A 20,491-nucleotide genomic window follows, 5' to 3' on the forward strand; every position below is an offset into this window, starting at 1 on the left:
CCGTTTAGCTGTAAAGCCAGAGTTACTATAACGATAAAATGTTCACACTCCATACCAATTCGATCTTATGTCACAAAAGCTAATTATTCAGGGTTTTGTCTCGCGCCGAGCGCTTTTAGGGCGGAAAGCTGCTACCACATGGTCATGCGTTTCAACATAAGGCCCATCCAGCAGCTGTATACAATACGGTACACTCGCAAAAATTCCCGGCACCACAACCTTGCCGGTTTCATCTTTCACGCCTTCCAGCGTTTCCTGAATAGATTTTGGCTGCCCCGGAAGGTTGAGGATCAAGGCCTGTTTGCGAATGACGCCCACCTGACGCGAGAGGATCGCTGTCGGGACAAAATGCAGGCTGATCTGACGCATCTGTTCGCCAAAGCCGGGCATTAACCGATCGGCGACGGCGAGCGTAGCGTCCGGCGTTACGTCACGACGCGCCGGCCCGGTTCCGCCGGTGGTCAGCACCAAATGGCAGGCCATCTCATCCACCAGCTCGCAAAGTGCTTGTTCAATGAGGGATTGCTCGTCAGGGATCAGACGGGTTTCTATTTTAAACGGCGTCGTCAACGTCTGCTCAAGCCACTCTTGCAGCGCAGGGATGCCTTTATCCTGATAAACGCCGCTAGAAGCGCGGTCTGAAATGGACACGAGTCCAATGCGTAAGGTATTCATATCAATCCCGGAAATCAGCAAGTCTGAGAGGAATGATACACGGGGAAAGGCGTTGCAGACAGGGAAAGCGGTGAAAAGCGTGGCCGACGGAAGCCGGCCACGAGAATGATTACAGCAGGTCGCCGATCATTTTTTCCAATTTTTCCTGGTCGATAGCAAACTTACGGATACCGTCCGCCAGTTTGTCTACGGCCATTGGATCCTGGTTGTGCTGCCACAGGAACTGGGACTCGGTGATACGCTCAGGACGCGCTTTCACTTCCCCGGTGTAGCTCAGCTTACGCTCGATTGTGCCTTCGCTTTCTGCCAGCTCTTTCAGCAGGGCAGGTGCGATGGTCAGGCGGTCACAGCCAGCCAGCTCGACGATTTCACCGACGTTACGGAAGCTTGCACCCATCACCACGGTTTCGTAACCGTGCTGCTTGTAGTACTGGTAGATTTCGGTCACGGAAACCACACCTGGATCTTCCTGCGGCGCGTACTCTTTCTTGTCGGTGTTAGCTTTGTACCAGTCAAGGATACGGCCAACGAACGGAGAAATCAGGAACACGCCAGCTTCAGCACAGGCACGAGCCTGAGCGAAGGAGAACAGCAGGGTCAGGTTACAGTTGATGCCTTCTTTTTCCAGCTGCTCTGCAGCGCGGATGCCCTGCCAGGTAGAAGCCAGTTTAATCAGGATGCGATCGTTGCTGATGCCCGCGTCGTTGTAGAGCTTGATCAGGTGTTTGGCTTTCGCGATGCTGGCTTCGGTGTCATAGGAAAGGCGAGCATCCACTTCGGTCGAGATACGGCCAGGGATCAGCTTCAGAATTTCCAGGCCGATGTTTACCGCCAGCTTGTCGGAAGCGTCAACCACCTGCTGAGCGCGATCGTTGCTCTGGCTACGAGCCCAGGTAATCGCTTCGTCGATCAGTTTACGGTACTCAGGGATCTGCGCAGCGTTAAGGATCAGAGAAGGGTTGGTAGTAGCATCTTGCGGCTGGTACAGCTTCATCGCCGCGATATCTCCGGTGTCAGCAACCACGGTGGTCAGTTGACGCAAAGAAGTCAATTTATCCGTCATAATGAGTATTTCTCTTCAGGTGTAGCTTGTTAGGGAGATGTAACCGGTCTGGCTTGATGATATCACGCCGCCCATCAGGTGCAACCGCGACAAGTGCTGTCCGTCCAGTGGACGAGAATATGCTAAACTCGACCGCCATTTTATCTGTAACGTAATGGATTGCATGGCCCGGGCCCGTCAACCTCGCCGCCATCACGCATTAACAAGAGGGACGTTAATGACAGATTTTTTATTTTTTATCAATGAGGTACTTTGGGGTTCGGTCCTACTTTGGCTGCTTATTGGCGCGGGCATCTGGTTCACCTTCCGCAGCGGCTTCGTCCAGTTCCGTTACTTTACCCGGCTGCGCCTTTTCCTGCGCAACAGCGACTCGCCGGATCCTTCCGGAATATCCTCATTCCAGGCACTTTGCACCAGCCTTGCCGCGCGCGTCGGCAGCGGTAACCTTGCGGGCATTGCGCTGGCCATCTCAGCAGGAGGCCCCGGTTCGGTGTTCTGGATGTGGGTTGCCGCCGTGCTCAGCATGGCCACTGCCTTCGCAGAGTGCTCCCTCGCCCAACTCTATAAAACTCGCGATAAAGAAGGAAACTACCGCGGCGGCCCGGCCTGGTATATGGAGCGTGGGCTTGGCATGCGCTGGATGGGGGTGCTGTTTTCCGTCTTTTTGATCGTTGCCTTCGGCATGGTGTTCAACGCCGTACAGGCCAACTCCATCGCGATTGCCACTCACTACGCGTTTGACGTGCCAAAAATCTGGGTAGGCCTATTCCTGGTTACGGTTACCGCGCTGGTCATCTGGCGAGGAATGCGGACCATTGCTCGCCTCTCCCAGTGGCTGGTGCCGCTAATGGCATTACTCTGGGTATGCATGAGCCTGTATGTTGTGGGGCTGCACATTGAACGTTTCCCCGAAGTCATCCGGCTGATTTTCAGCCACGCCTTCGGCTGGCACGAAGCCGCTTCGGGCGCGCTGGGTTATACCGTCAGCCAGGCCATCACCAATGGCTTCCAGCGCGGGATGTTTTCTAACGAAGCTGGCATGGGCTCCACGCCTAACGCAGCCGCAGCGGCGGCCGCATGGCCCCCACACCCGGCCACTCAGGGCGTGGTGCAAATGTTTGGGGTATTAATTGATACGGTGATCATTTGCACCGCGACTGCCGCCATTGTGCTGATGTCCGGCATGATGGATGGCACAGAAACGTCACGCAGCGGCATTATTCTGGTTCAGCAAGCGCTCAGCTCAGCCGTAGGCAGTTGGGGCAGCGGTTTTATCGTGGTTATCGTTTTCCTGTTCGCCTTCACGTCTATCATGGCGAATTACACCTACGCAGAGAACAATTTGCTGTTCCTGAACCAGGACAGCCGCGCACTGAAATTTTTACTGCGCTTTATGGTGCTCACTATGGTGATGTTCGGTACGCAGGCTGCGCTGCCACTGGTCTGGCAGTTGGCAGACGTGGCGATGGCTATTATGGCGTTAACCAATATCACGGCGATCCTGCTGCTTTCTCCGGTGGTGAAAACAATAGCGGCAGATTATCTGCGCCAGCAAAAGCTGGGCATATCGCCTATTTTTAACCCCAACCGTTTCCCGGAGATTAAGACCCAGCTTGCCCCCGGCGTTTGGGACAGAGACGTGGAAAAAAAACCTTAGCTGATTGCAGCCATAGGCCGCGACAGGCAGGAAATTTGCTAAAGTAACGGCCTAACTATGCAAGGAGTGGACATGCTAATTCTTATCTCACCTGCCAAAACGCTGGATTACCAAAGCGAGCTGCCGACGGACCGCTATACACAGCCGGAACTGTTGGAATATTCACAGCAGTTAATCAGCGTTGCCCGCAAGCTTAGCGCACCGCAAATTGCCTCCCTGATGAGCATCAGCGATAAGCTGGCTTCTCTTAACGAAACCCGTTTCCACGAGTGGCATCCGGCATTTACGCCACAAAACGCGCGCCCGGCTATTCTCGCCTTTAAAGGCGATGTGTATACCGGCCTGCAGGCCGAAGAGTTTAGTGAAGCCGACTTTGATTTCGCCCAACAGCATCTGCGTATGCTTTCCGGGCTGTACGGCGTGCTGCGCCCGCTGGATTTAATGCAGCCTTACCGGCTGGAAATGGGCATTCACCTGGAAAACCCAAAAGGCAAAGATCTGTATCACTTCTGGGGCGATACGATCACCGAGAAGCTCAATCAGGTGCTGGCCACCCAGGGCGACAATATCGTCGTCAATCTGGCGTCTGATGAATACTTTAAAGCGGTGAAGCCGAAGAAGCTGAACGCGGAGATCGTCAAGCCCGTCTTCCTCGATGAGAAGAACGGCAAGTTTAAAGTCATCAGCTTCTACGCGAAAAAAGCGCGCGGGCTGATGAGCCGCTACATCATTGAGAATCGCCTGACGAAGCCAGAACAACTCAAAGCGTTTAATACCGACGGCTATTTCTTTGATGAAGAAGCGTCCCAGAAAAACGAACTGGTGTTTAAGCGCCACGAGCAATAAAAAAACGCCAGCGTTAAGCTGGCGTTTTACTTTGAACTCGCGCCGGTTACCTGTCCCAGCGATTATCATGATGTTCCCGTGGCGGGCCATCAAACCTTGCGTGGCGCTGCCAACGATGTTCACGCCACTCATAGTGTCTTACCCACCAGTCGTGGTCTCGCCAGTAATGGCCGTCCCAGTAGCGCCCGTGGTTATCCTGATCGCCGAAGTGCAGCGTCACGGCAGGCACCAGCGTGATTTCTCCCGCCTGTACCGCCAGCGGCGTCACCACCAGCAGGGACAACGCCAGAAAAATGGATTTCAACATAATTTGCTCCTTACTTCTTAAGCCGGCCCAGTGGGCCCGTTAAGATGAGCTTATGTCGGAAATCACACCCGCGTTATTCTCCGCAATCCTAATCTCTAAGCATCCGCATTTTATGGGAATTTCTCCTTTTTTCCTGCTAAATGCCTGCTTATTTTCTCCCTGATTTACAGGGAGAAACGCCCCAGTCTGACAAGCAAAATGGGGCTTCAGAATTACGCTTTAACCATCATAAAGTTACGCAGTTCGGCAAAATCAGCTGGGAGGTTGTGGGACAGCAGCGGCAGATCGGCGCGGGAGGCCAGCTCCTCCGGCAGCGGCAGCGCTTCGCCCAGAATCTCTTCTACGCTCTCTTTAAACTTCGCCGGATGCGCGGTCCCCAGGAACAGCCCAAACTCACCTGGCTGCAGCTGGTCGCGCAGAGCACGGTAAGCAATCGCCGCGTGTGGTTCAGAAACGTAGCCAATCGCCTTCAGCTCGCGCATCGTGTCTTTGGTGGTTGCGTCGGTCACGGCAGCATACCCAAGGTCGGTCAGACGCCAAATTTTGCGACGGAAAAGCTCTTCCACACGCGGCCAGTTGTTCGGCTGGCTAACATCCATGGCGTTGGACAGCGTGGCCACGGTCGCTTTAGGCGCCCACTGGCCTTCAGCCAGGAAACGCGGAACGGTGTCGTTGGCATTAGTCGCCGCAATAAAGCGCTTAATCGGCAGGCCGAGGGATTTTGCCAACAGGCCAGCCGTCAGATCGCCAAAGTTACCGCTCGGCACGGAGACCACAAGCTGATTACGGGCTTCCTGCGGCAGCTGGGCTACCGCTTCGAAGTAATAGCAGATCTGCGCCAGCAGGCGGCTAATGTTGATGGAGTTTGCCGAGTTTAACCCCAGCGCCACCTTCAATTCTTCATCATCAAATGCCTGTTTCACCAGCGCCTGGCAGGCATCAAAATCGCCGTCAATCGCCACGGTTTCGATATTTCCACCGAGGGTACAGAACAGTTTTTCCTGCAGCGGGCTGATTTTCCCACGCGGATAAAGAATAACGACGCGCACATTCTTAAGGCCGTAGAACGCATGGGCCACCGCCGCACCGGTATCGCCGGATGTTGCGGTCAGAATGGTTACAGGCTTGTCGCCGCTGATGTGGGTCAGCATCTGCGCCATAAAGCGCCCGCCAAAGTCTTTAAACGCCAGCGTCGGGCCGTGGAACAGTTCCAGGCAGCCCACGTCCGGCTCAACCATATTCACCGGTGCAGGAAACGCGAAGGCCGCACGCACGCGCTCTTCCAGAATCTCCTGCGGGATCTCATCCCCGATAAATGCGGACAAAATTTTGCTGCTACGGCTGACAAAATCCATCTCCAGCATGGCGTCGATTTCAGTCAGTTCAAACTCAGGCAGGTCATGCGGGAAAAACAGCCCCTGCTGTTTGCCCAGGCCCTGAGTAACCGCCTGTGCAAAGGAGACCTGCTCGTTGTGATCTTTAAGGTTGTACAGTTTCATGTCTTATCCCAAAACTCGTGCGCCAGCCGTATCCAGACGGCAAATATGTACAAAACCTTCCTGGTTCTGCAAATAATGTTGGCTGAGCCAGTCAGCCACGCGCTGCGCGGTATCGGTGTTATCGCACAGTGCAAATAAGGTCGGGCCAGAACCCGAAATCCCGCTCGCCAGGGCGCCGATATCCGCCACGGCTTTACGGGACTCATCAAACTTCGGCAGCAGTTTGGCGCGGTAAGGTTCAGCAATCACATCCTTCATCAGCTTCGCCGCGAGTGCAGGCTGGCGGGTATGACAGGCATGAATAAAACCGGCCAGATGGCGACCGTGGCTGATGCAGTCCTGACGGCGATACTGGGCGGGTAAAATCGCACGTGCTTCGGCGGTTGAAACCTTAATCCCAGGGTACGCCAGCACCCAAAGCCACTCATCAAAGCCTGGCACCTGCTGGCTGATGATGCCGTTTTCTTCGATCATTAGCTGCATGCCGCCGAGGAAACAAGGCGCGACGTTATCGTAATGAATGCTGCCTGAAATACGCCCTTCCAGCTCGCCCATCAGCGCCAGCAAGCGTGTGTCGCTCAAAGGCTTACCGCAAAATTCATTCATCGCCATCAGGCCAGCCACCACTGAACAGGCGCTGGATCCCAGCCCGGAGCCGATGGGCATGTTTTTCTCAAGCGTCATCGCCACGGGAATAGTCTTGCCAATTTCCTGGCAGAAACGCTCCCAGCACTGATAAACAATGTTCTCGCGCGGTTCATCCGGCAGCTTGCTGGCGAACCGCCCAAGGTTGGTCAGGCTGAAGCTGTCTGCCGCTTCAACCGTGACGTAATCACCCAAATGTGAGCCATCAACCGGCGACACCGCCGCACCCAGCACATCAAAACCGACGCTCATATTGGCGCTGGAAGCCGGGGCATATACTTTAACCATCTTAAACTCCTAACTTCCATGACAGGGTGCGAAGCAGATCCGCGAAGACACCGGCGGCGGTAACGTCGTTACCTGCCCCGTAGCCACGCAGTACCAGCGGCAGCGGTTGATAATAGTGGCTGTAGAAGGCCAGGGCATTTTCGCCGTTCTTCACCTTATACAGCGGATCGTTGCCGTCTACGGCGTCGATTTTCACTTTGCAGCTGCCGTCTTCTTCAATAATGCCGACGTAACGTAGCACTTTCCCATCGTCACGCGCCTTCCTCACACGAGCCGTAAACTCATCATCCAACTGAGGAAGGCGTGCCATAAAAGACTCGACGTCTCCGCTTGCATCAAAATTTTCCGGAAGTACGGATTCGATCTCGATATCCGAAAGTTCCAGACTGCTCCCGGTCTCACGTGCCAGGATCAACAGCTTACGCGCCACGTCCATACCGGAAAGATCGTCACGCGGATCCGGTTCGGTATATCCCATTTCACGCGCAGTGCTGGTCGCCAGCGAGAAGCTCATTCCCTCATCCAGCTTCCCGAAGATGTAAGAAAGCGATCCGGAAAGAATGCCCGAGAAACGCTGCAGCTCATCGCCCGCATTCAGCAGGTTTTGCAGGTTTTCGATAACCGGCAAGCCTGCCCCCACGTTGGTGTCGTAGAGGAACTTCCGGCGAGAACTCTCCGCGGCATTACGCAACTGGTGGTAATAATTCATGCTCGAGGTGTTGGCCTTTTTGTTTGGCGTCACCACGTGGAAACCTTCGCTCAGGAAATCAGCGTACTGATCCGCCACGGCCTGGCTGGAAGTACAGTCCACAATCACCGGATTCAGCAGATGATACTCTTTCACCAGGCGGATCAGGCGGCCAAGATTGAACGGCTCTTTGGCCTGCTCCAGCGCCTGCTGCCAGTTTTCGAGATCCAGGCCATGCACGTTAGTCAGCAGGGCTTTAGAATTCGCCACGCCGCAAACGCGCAGGTCGATATGCTTCTCCTTCAACCACGCCTGCTGGCGTTTAACCTGCTCCAGCAGAGCCGCGCCCACGCCGCCAACGCCCACCAGGAACAGCTCAATAACCTGATCGGTGTTAAACAGCATCTGGTGAGTCACACGTACGCCGGTCACGGCATCGTCGTTATTGACCACAACGGAGATAGAGCGCTCGGAAGAACCCTGTGCGATAGCGATAATGTTGATATTCGCGCGGGCCAGGGCAGCAAAGAACTTGGCGGAGATACCACGCAGCGTTTTCATGCCGTCGCCCACGACGGAGATAACCGCCAGGCGTTCGGTGACCGCCAGCGGCTCCAGCAGCTCCTCTTTCAGTTCGAGATAGAATTCGTCTTCCATCGCCTTGCGAGCGCGGCCGCAATCGGCCTGTGGAACGCAGAAGCTGATGCTGTACTCGGAGGAGGACTGGGTGATCAGCACCACGGAGATCCCGGCACGGGACATCGCGGCAAACACGCGTGCAGCCATGCCGACCATGCCTTTCATGCCCGGGCCTGAAACGCTAAACATCGCCATGTTATTCAGGTTAGTGATGCCTTTCACCGGCAGCCCTTCGTCATCGCTCTTGTCGCCAATGAGCGTACCTGGCGCCTGCGGGTTTCCGGTATTTTTAATCAGGCAGGGGATCTGGAACTGGGCAATCGGGGTGATGGTGCGAGGGTGAAGTACTTTGGCGCCGAAGTAGGAAAGCTCCATCGCTTCCTGGTAAGACATCGACTTCAGCAGTCGGGCATCAGGCACCTGGCGTGGGTCGCAGGTATAAACGCCGTCGACGTCAGTCCAGATTTCACAACAGTCGGCTCGCAGACAGGCAGCCAGCACGGCGGCAGAATAGTCGGAACCGTTGCGGCCCAGAACAACCAGCTCGCCTTTGTCGTTCCCGGCGGTAAACCCAGCCATCAGAATCATGTGATCGTCAGGAATGCGGCTGGCGGCAATGCGGCGAGTTGACTCTGCGATATCCACGCTGGAATCCAGGTAATGCCCCACCGCCAGCAGCTTCTCGACCGGATCGATCACGGTCACCTGGTAGCCACGAGCCTGCAGCACGCCCGACATAATAGCGATAGACAGCTTCTCGCCCCGGCAAATGATCGCCGCATTGATGCTGTCCGGGCACTGGCCCAGCAGGCTGATCCCGTGCAGAACATGTTTAAGCTGAGCAAACTCCTGATTCACTAACCCTTTCAGTTCAGCCAGCGGAAAGCCCGGCTGCGCCTCTGCCAGACCATTCAGCAGTTCAGCAAAAATACGCTCTGCGTCGCTGATATTCGGCACAGCGTCCTGGCCCCCGATGGTTTTCTCAATCATCGCCACAAGGTGGTTAGTAATTTTTGCCGGAGCAGACAACACGGTCGCCACCTGCCCCTGTTTGGCATTACTTTCCAGGATATCGGCAACGCGAAGGAAACGCTCCGCATTTGCCACCGAAGTACCACCGAATTTCAACACTCGCATTGTTGTGACCCCTTGATTTTTTCCCGAAAAAAAAGCCCGCACTGTTTAGGTGCGGGCTTTTTTCATTTTTACCTGTATGCGTCAGCCCGCACCGTTACCTGTGGTAATGGTGGTTGTGATAATTGTGGTAATCAGGCTGAAGCGAAACATGGATGTTGTGTGCTCTAAATTTGTAATAGCTCTATTGGTTAAAGCAATCCCTTTACCAAGTCAATTTTTTTTAGTTCTGTCACAAAAAATCGCCTTGCCCGGTCGAGCTGAAAAACCCACCAAAAATGGGAGTAAAAGCGCGTAAATAGCGCAATAAGTTAGATTAACGTCTCAAAAAGAGTCATTCAAAAACATTTCATTCTGGTAATTTTTTTTCGATGTCATGAAGCAAACGGTGAAGCATTGCCGTGTCTCTCTGCTCCAGTAGCCCCAAACGCTGCTGGACCCAATCGACCATTTTTTGGTCGCCCGCAACCTCAAGGCGATGCAAAAGCGCTTCCATTCGCAGACGCAGCGCATTCAACTGCTGCCCGTCACCGGCCACGTTTTCCACAGGCGGTTGCTGCATCAAAGCGGAAAGCTGGTAGCAATAAACCATCACGGCCTGCCCCAGGTTAAGCGACGGATAATCCGCGACCATCGGCACGCCGGTTAGCACATCCGCCAACTCCAGCTCTTCGTTGGTCAGCCCGGAATCTTCACGGCCAAAAACCAGCCCCGTGCATCCTACCCACTGGCGTTTCTCTTCAAGCATTGGCACCAGCTGTTGCGGTGTCGCGTAGTAATGAAATTTCGCCCGGCTGCGGGCCGTTGTGGCGATGGAAAAATCCACGTCACTCAGGGCATCCGCGAGCGTATCAAAGTGGCGAATTCCATCAAGAATATCGCCCGCGCCGTGCGCTACCCAGCGCGCAGCGGGCTGGAGATGCGCATCACTGGCTACGATCCTCATCTCCGTAAACCCCATGGTCTTCATCGCCCGGGCAGCGGCCCCGACGTTCTCTGCTCTGGCCGGTGAAACCAGGATAATTGGCAAACGCATTGGAACTCTCTTCTAAAATTCGTTAAAACGTGCGAAGTGATGCACAAATTTGGATAATACGCATCGCAAATTTACTTTGTTGCAACATATATTGTGGCTATAACTTCTGATGGACTTATAACTTAAGCTTATGCTTTTACGTGATTATATACCATGAAAATGGGGGAAACACGGGTTATATCCACTTGTTTATCATGGTTTATTTCCCCACAAGAGAAACACAGCTGCAGGCCAGATTCAGCGTACTTTATTTGACGCTTTACGATCTTGATTATTAAAAAGTTGTGACAAAAGCTAGCATTGAGCTACGATGATTTATTGAAACTGTTAACGTGCTACAATTGAAATTGATATATGTCAACGAAGCGTAGTTTTATCAGGTGTCTAAAGCGCGTCAGCCTGTTATGTTGCTGTTAAAATGGTTAGGATAACAGCCGTTTTTGACACCGTCGGGTCCAAAGGGAATGCACCCACGACCAAGCTAATGATGTTGTTGACGTTGATGGAAAGTGCATCAAGAACGCAATTACGTACTTTAGTCATGTTAAGCCCGGCATGTTAATTTATGGCATGTAACAGGCAGGTCAGGGACTTTTGTACTTCCTGTTTCGATTTAGTTGGCAATTTTAGGTAGCAAACATGCAGACCCCGCACATTCTTATCGTCGAAGACGAATTAGTAACACGCAACACGCTTAAAAGCATTTTTGAAGCGGAAGGCTATGATGTTTTTGAAGCGACCGATGGCGCAGAGATGCATCAAATCCTTGCCGATAATGACATTAACCTCGTCATTATGGACATCAACCTGCCGGGTAAAAACGGCCTGCTGCTGGCGCGTGAATTGCGCGAGCAGGCTAACGTGGCGCTGATGTTCCTGACGGGTCGTGACAACGAAGTAGACAAGATTCTCGGTCTTGAAATCGGTGCGGATGACTACATCACCAAACCTTTCAACCCGCGTGAATTGACTATTCGTGCACGTAACCTGCTCTCCCGCACCATGAATTTAGGGGCCATCAGCGAAGAACGTCGTTCCGTTGAAAGTTACAAATTCAACGGCTGGGAGCTGGACATCAACAGCCGCTCTCTGGTTAGCCCGAACGGTGAACAGTATAAGCTGCCGCGCAGTGAATTCCGTGCGATGCTGCACTTCTGTGAAAACCCGGGCAAAATTCAGTCTCGTGCCGAGCTGCTGAAAAAAATGACCGGTCGCGAGCTGAAGCCGCATGACCGTACCGTCGATGTGACCATTCGCCGCATTCGTAAACATTTCGAATCCACGCCGGATACGCCTGAAATTATCGCCACCATCCACGGCGAAGGCTACCGTTTCTGCGGCGATCTGCAGGAATAAGCGGCGAGAAATAACGAAAAGGGCTGACTTCTGTCAGCCCTTTTTTATGCCTGTCTTTCAGCGGGAAATGCGTTCATTCCAGTCCCGGGTAAAGACCACGTCCCCATTGTGTTGAACCGTCATCTTTCCACTGACGATAAAATGCGTCAGGTCACTGCGCATCTCCAGCACAATATCTGTGTCCGTCCACCAGCCTTCCCGGCCGATTTTCATGTTCTGAGTCAGCAGGTAATGCGCCGAGAGAGGATCGCTGTTTTGCACAGTCAACTGGCGCCTAAGGCTATGATCGACGGTGGTATTGATATCATCAAACCGATACACGCCCTCGCCAAAAACACCGCCCACGCCCTGAGTGATGCTCTGCCAGCTGTCTTTCACCACGTCATAGCGCAGTTCGCGATCGACCCGCCCTGGAGAGAGGATTGTCAGCGGCGTATTGGCTGCCGTTTCAGGATGCGGATTCGGGCCAGCAATCGGCTTCACTTCCCGGCAAACCGGCAATTGCAGTTGAGCGCTGGCCAGATCAACACTAAGCGTCGCATTTTCAGCCATCGGCCAGATCATCGGCCAGAAGGTAGTCGCGAGAGAAACCCGCAGCCGGTGCCCGGCAGCAAAGCGCCAGGCGATGCCGTCCAGCTGCACGGTAACATTGACCCTTTCGCCCGGCACCAGCGCCACGTTCTGCTCCTGCCCCTGCAAGTGACTCAGATTCACCCAGCCGTGGCTGACGCGGGTTGATGCTCCGTCAGGTGCAATGTCTGACAGGCGGACATACAGCATGGTCGCAGGTTTATCGCTGGAAAGCGTGACGTTAAACTGCGGGAAACCGTAAATCGCCAGGCTTTCGCTCAGCGGGGCGCTGTCGAAACTTTCGGCCAGTCCGTCATCCATTCGCTGATCGCTTGGGCTTTCCCCCAGCACACCCGCGCCCATCCACTCTCCGGCGAACAACCCGTGATTCTGCACGCTACGGATGTCCTGCCGGTATTCATCGACTAAAGGCGATGTCACCAGCCGGCCAGGCTGCAGATGCCAGCGCTGAGGGAAGGTTTCAGCGTCGGTATCGTTCTCAATGGCAATCCACTCCCCAAAGGCCTGCGGCCGCTGCGAATCAGGTCGCTGGCTGTCGTTGAGCCAGGCCTGGACGCGCGGGCCATCCAGCACGTCGTTATCGATCTGTTTCAACCAGCGGTCCCACCAGCTCACAGCCTCCTGCAGAAAACCGATGGCCGGCGTAGGCGAGCCATCCTGAGGATAAATATGCGCCCACGGGCCGAGGATCGCCTTGCGCGGGACGTTAAGATTATCCATCAGGCGGAAGACCGCGTTGCTGTAGGAATCCGCCCAGCCGCCCACCGCCATCACCGGGCAGGTAATGGCCTGCCAGTCTTCCCCCACGGAGCCGTGCTTCCAGTAATCATCTTTCAGCGGATGCTCCATCCACAGCGCCGGGAAGAAAGGCATATTTTCAAGGCGATTCAGCCAGGCCTGATACCAGCCCTCCCCGACCAGCTCCGGATCCTGCGGGCGGCTTTGGTAGGCCAGCATAATGCCGCCCCACCACAAATTGTCATTCAGCAGGCAGCCGCCTTTATAGTGGATATCGTCGTTGTAACGATCGTCCGTCGAGCAAACGGTGATAATGGCTTTCAGTGCCGGAGGGCGGCGAGCCGCCAGCTGCAGGCAGTTAAAGCCGCCCCAGGATTTACCCATCATGCCCACGGCGCCGTTGCACCAGCCCTGGCGGCTGATCCAGTCGATCACCTCCAGCGCATCTTCTTGCTCCTGCAAAAGATATTCATCGGCCATCAGCCCATCAGAATCCCCGCTGCCGCGCATGTCTACCCGCAGCACTGCATAGCCATTCCCGGCAAAATAGCCGTGCATCGGCTCATCCCGGGTACGCGTTCCGTCGCGCTTGCGGTAGGGAATGTACTCCAGAATGGCGGGCACCGGCTGCTGCGAAGCCGATAAAGGTAGCCACATACGCGCCGCCAGCCGAGTTCCGTCTTTCAAAACAATCCACAAATGTTCCGTCACGCTCACGCTGTGAGGGAATTGCGTAATAAGAGTTTTCATGAAGCTCCTGCCATCGCGTTTAACTGACGCTGACCCAGCACCTCATCCAGCCAGGAAGGGCGCATTTCCGGCACGGAAGTCAGCAGTTTTTCGGTGTAACTGTGCATTGGTGCGCTGAATACCTGCGCGGTTGGGCCCTGTGCGACGACGTTGCCCTGATACATCACGGCAACCTGCTGAGCAATGCGTTTTACCGTGCTCAGGTCGTGGGTGATAAACAGATAAGACAGCCCCAGCTGTTCCTGCAGGTTTCTCAGCAATTTCAACACTTCTTCCGCCACCAGCGGGTCAAGGGCGGAGGTTGCTTCATCGCAGATGATAAGATCGGGCTTCGCGGCCAGCGCTCGTGCAATACACACGCGCTGCTTCTGCCCCCCGGAAAGCGAGCCAGGATAGCGATCAATCAGATAATCAGGGAGTTCAGTCAGTTTCAGGAGTTCCAGAACCCGCGCGCGAACCTGCTGTTTATCAAGGCCAAAATAGAACGCTACCGGGCGGCCAATCGCCTCCAGCACGGTTTGCCTTGGGTTAAGCGCCACATCGGGCAACTGATAGATCATCTGGATACGGCGCAGCGTCTCTTTATCACGCTGCGGGTAACGGTTGGCCAGCACCTTGCCAACAAAGGTAACGCTGCCTTTCGTGTCAGTCAGCAGGCCGCAGAGCGCCCGGGCCAGCGTACTCTTCCCGCTCCCGGACTCGCCGATAATGGCCATCGTTTCTCCTTTGGCAATGCTGAGGGAAACGTTGTGGACGACCGTTTTACCGTTGTAGCCCGTAGAGAGATTATTCAACGCCAGTAGTTGCCCTTCAGGTTTACTTCCGGCATGCACCGGCGTTAAAGCGTGGGCGCGTTCGGACACCAGCCGCTGCGTGTAGCTTTCTGTTGGATTCTGCAGAATATCGACGGTGCTGCCGCACTCCACTTCGCTCCCCTGTCGCAGCACCATAATGCGGTCGGCAATCTGTGCGACAACCGCCAGATCGTGAGTGATATACAGCGCGGCGGTATTAAACTCTCTGACCAGTTTGCGCAGCATCACCAGCACTTCGATTTGCGTCGTCACATCCAGCGCGGTGGTTGGTTCATCAAGGACCAGGACATCAGGCTTGCAGGACATCGCCATCGCCGCCATCGCCCGCTGCAGTTGCCCGCCCGAGAGCTGATGTGGATAGCGCTGGCCGATAGCTTCAGGCTCCGGGAGATCAAGCGCTTTAAACAGCGTCACGGCCCAGGCCTGGGCTTCTTCCGGACTCATCAGGCCATGGCGAAGCGGCCCTTCACAAACCTGCTTGCCGATGGTCAGCGCCGGGTTGAACGCGGCGGCGGCGCTCTGCGCCACATAGGCCACGCGCTTACCGCGAAACTCACGTTTCTCTTTGCTGGATAGCGCCACAATATTTTGCCCGCCCACCAGCACTTCACCGCCCGCAATCCGGCAGCCAGGTCGGGCATAGCCCAGGGCCGCAAGACCGATAGTTGATTTCCCCGCGCCGGACTCGCCAATCAGCCCCAGAACTTCGCCAGGCATCAGGCTGAGAGAGACGCCTTTCACCAGCGGCAGCCCCTGCTCGGTTTCAATGCGTAAATCACGCATCTGTAAAATCGGTTGTGTCATCCCTCTTCTCCCAGCGAAAGGTTGTTACGCACCAGCAGCCAGTCGACCACCAGGTTGACGCCGATCGTCAGCAGGGCAATCGCCGCAGCGGGGTACAGCGGAGCAAACTGGCCAAAATTGATGGCCTGCGCGTTGTCACGCACCATGCTGCCCCAGTCCGCCCACGGTGGCTGAATGCCCAGCCCAAGGAAACTCAGCCCGGCAATAAACAGGAAGGTAAAGCAGAAGCGCATGCCGAATTCCGCCAGCAGCGGCGGCATTGCGTTAGGCAGAAACTCTTTACGGACGATCCACCACAGCCCTTCCCCACGCAAGCGTGCCGCCTCAACATATTCAAGGCAGACGATCCCCTGCGCCACCAGACGAGCAAGACGGAAAACGCGAGTCGCGTCTAACAGCGCAATGGTTCCGACCAGCACCGGAATAGAGGTCCCCAGCACGGACAGGACGATCAGCGCCAGGATCAGCACCGGGATCGACATCAGCGTATCGACGATGCGGGTGAGCACGACGTCCACCCAGCGCCCGTAAATCGCGGCGGTAAAACCGGTAATAATGCCCACCACAAACGAAATAGCGGTGATCGCCAGCGCAATCGCAATGGTGGTTCGGGCGCCAAACAGAATACGCGACAGCATGTCACGCCCCAGACTGTCGGTGCCGAACGGCATCGAACTCGACGGCAGCATCCAGATGTCACCCACCTGAGCCGTTTCGCTGTGCGGCGCCAGCCAGGGCGCAAAAAGCGCGGCAATCAAATTGACGGCGATGATGGTCAACCCCAATATTGCCGACAGCGGCACCGTGCGAATTTTGATATTTTTCATGGCCTACCTCGCATGCCGCAGTCGTGGGTTACACCAAATGGCCAGCAGATCTGGCGCCGTATTCAGCAGGATATAAGTCCCGCCAAAAAGCAGCCCGCAGGCCTGCACCACCGGCAAATCTCGTTTTGTCACCGCATCCACCATCAGTTGCCCGATGCCCGGATAAACAAAGACCACCTCAACCAGGATGACGCCCACCACCAGATAGGCCAGGTTAAAAGCAATCACGTTGATAATTGGCGCGAGCGCGTTGGGCAGCGCGTGGCTGAGCACAATGCGCCAGCGAGAAAGTCCTTTTAGCAGCGCCGTTTCGATATAGCTGCTGGACATCACCGCGCCGACGGAAGCCCGCGTCATGCGCAGCATGTGCGCCAGCACCACCAGCACCAGCGTCAGCATCGGCAACGTACAGGCATAGAGCCTGTCGAGCAGGCTGGCATCCGGGTCGACCAGCGCGAGGCTGGGGAACCAGGCCAGGCGAATCGCAAAGAAGATCACCAGCACGTAGCCGACAAAAAACTCCGGCACCGAAATGCTCATCAGCGTCAGCGTGTTCGCCAGGCGGTCAAACCAGGAACCGCGCCACACCGCAGAAGCAATCCCCAATACGACCGCCAACGGAATCGCGATCAGCGCGGCATATAGCGCAAGAAACAGCGTGTTCGCCAGGCGAGGCAGCAGCTCGGCGCCAATAGGCTGGTTGTTGGCAAGCGAAGTGCCTAAATCACCGTGCAAGACGCCGGACAGCCAATGCAGATAGCGATAAACCGCCGGCTGATCCAGCCCAAGCTGGAGACGCAGCGCGGCGATGGTTTCCGGCGTGCCGTTTTGGCCGAGGATGGCGCTCGCCACGTCGCCGGGCAACAGCTCGGTGCCGACGAAGATCAGAACCGAAACCAGCCACAGCGTCAGCACGCCCAGCAATAAACGATGAAGGATCTGTTTTTTCATTACGACTCCAGCCAGACGCGTTCAGCCAGGCGGCCACCCATAAAGTTGAAGAGCGGATGAGGTTTCACACCGCCGACTTTTTTGCTGGTGGCGTCCAGATAGTCGCCAAACAGCGGGATCATCGCGCCGCCGTCATCCCGGGCAATGCTTTGCAGCTCCCCGTAGATCTCTGCCCGCTTTTGGTCATCAAGCAGCGATCGCGCCTGAATCAGCAGGCTGTCGAACTTGTCATTCTTCCAGTGGGTATCGTTCCATTTGGCGGTGGATTGCCAGGCGGTGGAGAACATCTGATCCGCCGTTGGACGCCCGCCCCAGTAGCCCATGCTAAACGGCGCTTTCATCCAGACGTCATCCCAGTAGCTGTCTGCCGGCTGGCGTTTGATGCTGACCTGAATCCCCGCTGCAGCGGCTTCCCCCTGGAACAATGCGGCGGCATCCAATGCCCCGGCAAAGGCAGCATCAGAGGACGACAGCTCAAGCGGCAGCGCGCTTAGCCCGGCTTTTTTCAGGAAGAACTTAGCCTTGTCAGGATCGTAGGCGCGCTGTTCCAGGCTTTTATTGAAGAAGCGATCGGTTTTCGGGATCGGATGATCGTTGCCCAGCGTGCCGTAACCCCGCAGCACGGTGGCCAGTAATTTCTCGCGATCGATGCCGTATTTAATCGCCGTCCGAACGTCATTGTTGTTGAACGGTGCTACGCGGCAGTCCATCAGGAAGGTGAAATGCTGCCCGCCGGCCGCCCGCACGATGTTCAGCGCCGGGCTGCGCTTCAGGAAATCGACGGTCTTAAAGTCCACGCGGTTGATGGCGTGGACCTGGCCGGAAATAAGGGCGTTGGTACGCGCGGTCGCATCGTTGATCACCAGCACTTCAACGGCGTCCACAAACGCGCGGTTTGGCTTCCAGTAATTGGGATTACGTTTGAAATAGGAACGCACGCCCGGCTGGTACTGATCAAAGACGAAGCCGCCGGTGCCAATCGGGTGTTTCCAGTCGGTAAAACCGTCCGGCACCACAACGAGGTGGTAGTCCGCCAGCAGGAACGGCAAGTCGGCGTTGCCGCTGTCCAGCGTCAGGGTAATTTCGTTCTCACCGCTCTTCTTCAGATCTTTGATGGCCGCCAGCTGCGTTTTAATGGCGCTGCGAGACTGATCGCCACGGTGGAGGTTAATCGAGTAAAGGATGTCTTCCACGGTAAGCGCCTTGCCGTTGTGGAAGGTCACGCCCTGACGCACTTTAAAGGTCCACTCCTGCGCGCCCGGCTTCGCTTCCCAGCTTTCCAGTAGCTCCGGCGTGGCCTGGTTATTCTCATCAATTTCCACCAGACCGTTCATCAGCATGTATGCCTGGTTAAGCGGCACCCAGTCGCTAAAGAGCGTGGGATCCAGAGAATCGCTGGTATTGCCGCCCGACATGCCCAGCTTCAGCACGCCCCCTTTTTTAGGCGTCGCTTCGGCAGCAAAACCCGCCAGCGGCGACAGCGATAACGCACTGCCCATACCAATCAGCGCCGCCGTATTGATAAATGAACGGCGGCTCATGCTCACGCCTTGCAGGTATTTTTTTTCGTCTGAACGATCGTCTTTCATTTATTTTTCTCCGTTATTATTTGTTTGTCTGACCACCGGCCAGATGCCATAGCACATCTATTTATGATTTATATCAAAACAGCTAAACACTGAGGCATGAGTTTTTCGTATCAGACTATGAAAAAAATGCACGGCAGAACCACGGCAAAAAAGATAATTTCCCGTTCACGGAGTCACATCAGGAAAGAAAAAGTGGAACTGCATACCCTTGTAGGTTTAATTGGCGTGTTTTGTTACCTGCTGGCATACGCCCTGGTCCAAATACGAAGACTATCAATAGATTCAAATGGTTATGCTGTACTCAACATCGCAGGCTGCGTGGGCGGGCTGTATTCTCTTAGCCATGATTTTAATTTAGCGTCGGTAATATCGCAGTCGATGTGGCTGGTTTTCACACTTGTAGGTATGCATACTTCTTATCGTCGACGCGCAGAGATGAAAAATAAAATAGTGCCTTTGGATTTAGAGACGATAAATAAACCAAAGGATTAAATGTGATTCATCACTTATTTCCCGTCGTATTGTATAAGAAAACGTTATGGCTAATAAAATAAGCAGATAATTTATTGATGACCAAAATATTAAAATAATCGTCTTTTGTGATTTACATCTATTTTCTGCTTATTCCGCCAAAGGTTGGCGCTGCAGCCAGCTCATCACATGGCGAACAATCGGCTTCATGTAGCGATCCTGGGGGATAAGCAGGAAACATTTACTGGCGGCGGCCAGCTTGCCAGGGTGCGCCGCGACAAGCTCGCCCCGGTTAAGATAATCCTGCACCAGCCCTTCCCAGCCGAGTAATATCCCGTCGCCGCGCACCGCCGTCTCCACCAAAAACGGATAGTTATTGGCTCGCCAGGTTTGCCCTGGCACAAAGCTCAAAACATTTTGCGAAGCAAACCAGTCGCTCCACCCGGTCCACTCCCGCTGGGGATCGTCCTGAATCAGCAGCGTGTGCTGCAGCAGCGCTTCCGCCGGTGCGTCTGAACCAATGCGGGACAGAAAAGCCGGGGAGCACATGGGGTAACAGACTTCATCGAAGAGCGGCGTGGCGTGAAAACCGACGGGCACGCTTCGCAGGTAAAAAATAGCCAAATCAAATTCCGATGAGCGCAGCTCCGAGAAGTTGTCGGTAATTTTCATGCGAATCTGCAAATCTGGCAGCTCACGATGCAGGGCAGAAAGCCGGGATGACAGCCACAGCGAACTCATAGCGCTGGTACAGGCGATAGTGACCTGTGGCAACCCGGTCCAGCCCATCACTTCTGCCGTGGCATGCGACAGCGCCGCCAGCTGCTGCCTGACCCGCTCGGCATAAGCTTCACCGCGTGGCGTGAGCAGCACTCGCCGCTGGGTTCGGGTAAAGAGCTTGCAGCCGAGCATCTCTTCCAGCTGCAGAATTTGCCGGCTGGTCGCGCTTTGCGTCAGGTTTAACTCCTCCGCCGCACGAGAAATGTTGCCATAGCGGGCCACGCATTCGAAGGCGATAAGGGTATTCAGGGGCGGTAGAGGCTCGATCTGCATCAAAGAAGCCTTAGAAGGCAACGGCACGGTCATAACACACTAATAAGGAAGGTAAGAACTGACAAGCCT

At 55.2% G+C, this 20,491-nt stretch carries 19 protein-coding genes and 1 other annotated feature; of the genes, 4 read left to right on the forward strand and 15 right to left on the reverse strand.

The window, feature by feature from the left end; translation table 11 throughout:
• Nucleotides 1-87: 87 nt before the first annotated feature.
• Both mog and tal read right to left on the reverse strand, forming a co-directional pair.
• On the reverse strand, nucleotides 88-675 hold the full coding sequence (mog, locus tag WFK85_RS12335) for a molybdopterin adenylyltransferase (RefSeq protein ID WP_008461683.1): 588 nt from the start codon (nucleotides 673-675) through the stop codon (nucleotides 88-90).
• A gap of 109 nt (nucleotides 676-784) precedes the next feature.
• On the reverse strand, nucleotides 785-1,738 hold the full coding sequence (gene tal, locus WFK85_RS12340) for a transaldolase (RefSeq protein ID WP_336707745.1): 954 nt from the start codon (nucleotides 1,736-1,738) through the stop codon (nucleotides 785-787).
• 217 nt (nucleotides 1,739-1,955) lie between these two features.
• Between tal and WFK85_RS12345 the strand changes: the two genes are divergently transcribed.
• Together WFK85_RS12345 and yaaA are read left to right on the forward strand one after the other, a co-directional pair.
• Nucleotides 1,956-3,395, forward strand: a complete 1,440-nt coding sequence (locus WFK85_RS12345; protein WP_336707743.1) for an alanine/glycine:cation symporter family protein — start codon at nucleotides 1,956-1,958, stop codon at nucleotides 3,393-3,395.
• A 72-nt stretch (nucleotides 3,396-3,467) separates the two neighbouring features.
• Nucleotides 3,468-4,241, forward strand: a complete 774-nt coding sequence (yaaA, locus tag WFK85_RS12350) for a peroxide stress protein YaaA (RefSeq protein WP_166993489.1) — start codon at nucleotides 3,468-3,470, stop codon at nucleotides 4,239-4,241.
• A 46-nt stretch (nucleotides 4,242-4,287) separates the two neighbouring features.
• Here the strand turns inward: yaaA and WFK85_RS12355 are convergent, their stop codons facing one another.
• The 7 genes from WFK85_RS12355 to yjjY all read right to left on the reverse strand — a co-directional run bounded on the left by WFK85_RS12355 (nucleotide 4,288) and on the right by yjjY (nucleotide 11,020).
• Nucleotides 4,288-4,548, reverse strand: coding sequence for a DUF2502 domain-containing protein (locus WFK85_RS12355; protein WP_008461673.1), 261 nt, complete (start codon nucleotides 4,546-4,548; stop codon nucleotides 4,288-4,290).
• 212 nt (nucleotides 4,549-4,760) lie between these two features.
• Nucleotides 4,761-6,047, reverse strand: coding sequence for a threonine synthase (gene thrC, locus WFK85_RS12360; protein WP_336707741.1), 1,287 nt, complete (start codon nucleotides 6,045-6,047; stop codon nucleotides 4,761-4,763).
• Nucleotides 6,048-6,050: 3 nt separating this feature from the next.
• The gene (gene thrB, locus WFK85_RS12365) at nucleotides 6,051-6,980 is read right to left on the reverse strand and encodes a homoserine kinase (protein WP_008461668.1); all 930 of its coding nucleotides are present in this window, start codon (nucleotides 6,978-6,980) and stop codon (nucleotides 6,051-6,053) included.
• Between the two features lies 1 nt (nucleotide 6,981).
• Entirely contained in the window at nucleotides 6,982-9,444 is a 2,463-nt protein-coding gene (thrA, locus tag WFK85_RS12370; protein WP_008461666.1) for a bifunctional aspartate kinase/homoserine dehydrogenase I, read from the reverse strand.
• A gap of 25 nt (nucleotides 9,445-9,469) precedes the next feature.
• Nucleotides 9,470-9,587, reverse strand: a sequence feature (Thr leader region).
• Complete coding sequence (thrL, locus tag WFK85_RS12375) at nucleotides 9,526-9,594, reverse strand: thr operon leader peptide (RefSeq protein WP_071530522.1); 69 nt, start codon at nucleotides 9,592-9,594, stop codon at nucleotides 9,526-9,528. It overlaps the preceding feature by 62 nt.
• A 196-nt stretch (nucleotides 9,595-9,790) precedes the next feature.
• A complete protein-coding gene (locus tag WFK85_RS12380) occupies nucleotides 9,791-10,477 on the reverse strand; it encodes a tRNA/rRNA methyltransferase (protein ID WP_336707739.1) in 687 nt (228 codons plus the stop codon).
• 402 nt (nucleotides 10,478-10,879) lie between these two features.
• On the reverse strand, nucleotides 10,880-11,020 hold the full coding sequence (yjjY, locus tag WFK85_RS12385; protein WP_085938930.1) for a protein YjjY: 141 nt from the start codon (nucleotides 11,018-11,020) through the stop codon (nucleotides 10,880-10,882).
• Nucleotides 11,021-11,116: 96 nt separating this feature from the next.
• On the opposite strand from yjjY, the gene arcA reads away from it, so the two are divergent.
• Nucleotides 11,117-11,833 carry a two-component system response regulator ArcA gene (gene arcA, locus WFK85_RS12390; RefSeq protein ID WP_008461663.1) on the forward strand — a complete coding sequence of 239 codons (717 nt, stop codon included), beginning with the start codon at nucleotides 11,117-11,119 and terminating at the stop codon, nucleotides 11,831-11,833.
• Nucleotides 11,834-11,890: 57 nt separating this feature from the next.
• Here arcA and WFK85_RS12395 read toward each other — a convergent pair whose 3' ends face one another.
• The 5 genes from WFK85_RS12395 to WFK85_RS12415 are packed head-to-tail and all read right to left on the reverse strand — an operon-like array spanning nucleotide 11,891 to nucleotide 18,898.
• On the reverse strand, nucleotides 11,891-13,912 hold the full coding sequence (locus WFK85_RS12395) for a CocE/NonD family hydrolase (RefSeq protein ID WP_336707736.1): 2,022 nt from the start codon (nucleotides 13,910-13,912) through the stop codon (nucleotides 11,891-11,893).
• The gene (locus WFK85_RS12400; RefSeq protein ID WP_336707735.1) at nucleotides 13,909-15,531 is read right to left on the reverse strand and encodes an ABC transporter ATP-binding protein; all 1,623 of its coding nucleotides are present in this window, start codon (nucleotides 15,529-15,531) and stop codon (nucleotides 13,909-13,911) included. Before WFK85_RS12400 ends, WFK85_RS12395 begins: the two co-directional genes overlap by 4 nt.
• Nucleotides 15,528-16,358 (reverse strand): ABC transporter permease, encoded by an 831-nt coding sequence (locus WFK85_RS12405; protein ID WP_008460123.1) that lies wholly within the window; start codon nucleotides 16,356-16,358, stop codon nucleotides 15,528-15,530. The genes WFK85_RS12400 and WFK85_RS12405 overlap by 4 nt, the downstream gene beginning before the upstream one ends.
• Before the next feature lie 3 nt (nucleotides 16,359-16,361).
• Complete coding sequence (locus WFK85_RS12410; protein ID WP_336707733.1) at nucleotides 16,362-17,309, reverse strand: ABC transporter permease; 948 nt, start codon at nucleotides 17,307-17,309, stop codon at nucleotides 16,362-16,364.
• The gene (locus WFK85_RS12415; RefSeq protein WP_166876911.1) at nucleotides 17,309-18,898 is read right to left on the reverse strand and encodes an ABC transporter substrate-binding protein; all 1,590 of its coding nucleotides are present in this window, start codon (nucleotides 18,896-18,898) and stop codon (nucleotides 17,309-17,311) included. The genes WFK85_RS12410 and WFK85_RS12415 overlap by 1 nt, the downstream gene beginning before the upstream one ends.
• A gap of 192 nt (nucleotides 18,899-19,090) precedes the next feature.
• Between WFK85_RS12415 and WFK85_RS12420 the strand changes: the two genes are divergently transcribed.
• A complete protein-coding gene (locus WFK85_RS12420; RefSeq protein ID WP_336707731.1) occupies nucleotides 19,091-19,390 on the forward strand; it encodes a CBU_0592 family membrane protein in 300 nt (99 codons plus the stop codon).
• A gap of 129 nt (nucleotides 19,391-19,519) precedes the next feature.
• On the opposite strand, the gene WFK85_RS12425 is transcribed toward WFK85_RS12420, so the two are convergent.
• Nucleotides 19,520-20,422 (reverse strand): LysR substrate-binding domain-containing protein, encoded by a 903-nt coding sequence (locus WFK85_RS12425; RefSeq protein ID WP_166993480.1) that lies wholly within the window; start codon nucleotides 20,420-20,422, stop codon nucleotides 19,520-19,522.
• Nucleotides 20,423-20,491: the final 69 nt, after the last annotated feature.

The organism is Cedecea sp. VD22, from assembly GCF_037150195.1.
Lineage (GTDB): Bacteria > Pseudomonadota > Gammaproteobacteria > Enterobacterales > Enterobacteriaceae > Cedecea.